The following is a 3,079-nucleotide window of genomic DNA, read 5'->3' on the forward strand; positions in this document are numbered from 1 at the left end:
CCGGGAGCTGACTATGTGGGCGATCATCTCGGCGCTGATCGAGGGTCTGATCCTGGGCGGCATCGCCCGGTTGCTGATTCCCGGGAAGCAGGACAGGCGCTCGCCGGGCTCGGTCTCGGCACCGTGCCCAGCGCTCCCGAAGTCACTGCCACCCCGGAGGAGTTGACGGAGCACCGGATACCGGCGGACGAGAAGGCCCTGCTGGCCCCTGCCGACCGCTGGCGACTGCTGCTCGGCCGCGAGCCGGAGAAGCTGCCGGACGGCGCCCGCCGCTACGCCAACGCCCTGGACCAGCTCTACGGCGCCGGCCGCGGCGAGGGCGCGAACGACCTGCCGGCGGGCGACGGCGGCGGGACCGACCCCTCCTTCCCCACTGCGCGCGAGTGGTCCGAGGAGCTGGCGGCGCTGTTCGGCGCGGAGGTCCGCGAGGAGGTGCTCGGCAGTGCGGCCGAGGCCGGACGGACCGACGTGCTGGCCGAGTTGGACCCGGCCTCGGTCCGGCCCTCGGTGGAGCTGCTGAGCTCGGTGCTCAACCTGGCCGGCGGCATGCCCGAGGCCAGGCTCGCCACGCTCCGGCCGCTGGTGCGCCGTCTGGTGGAGGAGCTCGCCAAGGAGCTGGCCACCCGGCTGCGCCCCGCGCTGCACGGCCTGGCCAACCCCCGCCCGACCCACCGCCCCGGCGGCAGGCTCGACCTGCCGCGCACGCTGCGCGCCAACCTGGCGCACACCCAGCGGCTGGCCGACGGCCGCACCGTCGTCCTCCCCGAGCGGCCGGTCTTCTCCACCCGGGCCCGCAAGGAGGCCGACTGGCGGCTGGTGCTGGTGGTGGACGTCTCCGGCTCGATGGAGGCCTCCGTCATCTGGTCCGCCCTGACCGCCGCCGTGCTGGGCGGGGTGCCGACGCTCTCCACCCACTTCCTGGCCTTCTCCACCGAGATCGCCGACCTCACCGAGCGGGTGGACGACCCGCTCTCCCTCCTGCTGGAGGTCAAGGTCGGCGGCGGCACCCACATCGCCAAGGCGCTGGCCCACGCCCGCTCCCTGGTCACCGTGCCCAGCCGCACCCTGGTGGTCGTGGTCAGCGACTTCGAGGAGGGCGGCTCGGTCGGCGGCCTGCTGGCCGAGGTCCGGGCCCTGGCCTCCTCCGGCGTGCACCTGATGGGCTGTGCGGCGCTGGACGACACCGGCGCCCCGCGCTACTCGGTGCCGATCGCCCGGCAGCTCGTCGCCGCCGGGATGCCGGTGGCCGCCCTCAGTCCCCTCGCCCTGGCCCGCTGGGTCGGCGACCGTCTCCGCGGGGAGCACCGATGACCGCAGCCGACACCACCGCCCTGCCGCCCGCGGCACCGGAGTTGACGGCCTCCGCCGTGGGCGCCCTCACCTCCCGCCTGGCCAAGAAGCTCGACGCCGCCGTGGAGCAGTACGCGAAGCTCCCGGTGGAGCCGGCCGAGGGCGGCGGGGTGACGGTCCGCTGCGGCGAGGACGCGGTGGTGACCCTGGTCCCCGGCCCGGACGGGGTGCTCCGCACGGAGGAGCAGGCGAGCTGCGGCTGCCTGCTCGCGCCGCGCTGCCTGCACCGGGCCGCGCTGCTCCAGCTCTGCCCGCTGGCCGACTCCGCGGCTCCCGAGGCGGCCGAGGCTGCCGAGGCTGCCGCCGGGGCGGAGATCCCCGCCCCGGGGAGCACCGCGGCGGGGACCGGGCCGGCCGCCGAGTCGGCACGACCGTCCACCGAAACCGCGGCACCGGCCGAGCCCGAGGCGCCCGCCCTGGCAACCGCCGCGCAGATCAAGGCGGCTGACTCCCTGTGGGCCGCCGCCGCGGCGGTCCTCGCCGCCGGACTGCCGTCCGCCGGCGCCGTGCCGCAGGCCGAGCTCCTGCGCGCCGCCCACACCGCCCGCCTCGCCGGACTGCTCCGGGCCGAGGCGGCGGCCCTGCGGGTGGTGCGGGGCCTGCGCGGCGCGCGGGCCCGCACCATCAGCCGGCCGCTGGCCGACCTGACCGCGGCGCTGCGCGAACTCCTGCTCACCACCGCCCTGGTGCGCACCGGCCGGGGCGACGCGGCACTGCTCGGAACCGCCCGCCGGGCGTACCAGCCGGGCGGCGCGCTCCGGGTGACCGGGGTGTTCCGCGAGCCGGTGCTGACCGCCACCGGGTACGGCGGCGTGGTCACCCACCTGGTGGACCCGGACGGCCGGTGGTACTCGGTCGCCGATGTCCGCCCGGGCGGACCGGGCCGGGCCCGGGGCGCGGCCACCGCGCCGGTCGCGATCGGAGCGGCCGCCGTGGACCACCGGCAGCTCTCCCACGGCGGCCTGCTGATCTCGGGCGCCACCGTCTCCGCGGACGGCCGGCTCGGCTCCGGCAAGGGCGTCAAGGCCAACGCGGTCCCCGGACTCCCGTGGACGGCGGGCCCGTTGGCCGCCCTCTTCACCCGCCCGCTGTCCGAGGCCGCCGCCGAACGCCTCGGCGACGGCCCGCTCGCCGACCCGGCCGACGACTCCCGCCAGCGCCGGCCCGTCGGCTGCGACGTGATTCTCCTCGGAGCCGTCGGCGACACCGTCCTGGCCCGAGCCGTCGCACCCGTCGGCACGGACCGCACGCGGAGCACCGGTCGCGACGCCGCCTTCGACGACGGAGGCGCCGAACGCTCCACCGGGGACACCGGGGACACCGGGGACGACGCCACGGCGCCCGCCCCGGGCGACCGCGCCTACGGCCCGGTGCTGCGCCTGGCCGCCGCGCACGGGCACCCGGAGTTGTCCCACGTCGAGAACCTGCGCCAACTGGCCGCCCACCCCGGCACCTCGGTCCGGGTCCTCGGCCGGGTCGACCCCGACCGGGTGGCCACCCTGCGGGTGCTGGCGGTGGCCCCGGTACCGGGCGAGGCGCCGGAGCTGACGCTCCGTCTGCCCGCGGCCTGGAACGGCCGGGCCGACCTCGGCTACGACCGCCTGGTCGGTGCGCACTTCCCGCCGTCGGCCGGAGCACCGGTCACCGCCACCGGCCCCGACCCGCTCGGCGACTCGCCGACCATCACCACCACCGCCTCGGGCAGCACCTACTCGCTGCGCGACCCCAG

General features: G+C 77.6%; 2 protein-coding genes. Both read left to right on the forward strand.

The features are described 5' to 3' along the window. Positions 1-1,311: vWA domain-containing protein (locus ACWEPF_RS39735; protein ID WP_452176506.1), on the forward strand; the 1,311-nt coding region annotated here is incomplete at its 5' end. Then, a partial coding sequence (locus ACWEPF_RS39740) for a hypothetical protein (RefSeq protein ID WP_452176507.1) occupies positions 1,308-3,079 on the forward strand: 1,772 nt, incomplete at its 3' end. The genes ACWEPF_RS39735 and ACWEPF_RS39740, both read left to right, overlap by 4 nt.

Source organism: Kitasatospora sp. NPDC004289, from assembly GCF_053602875.1.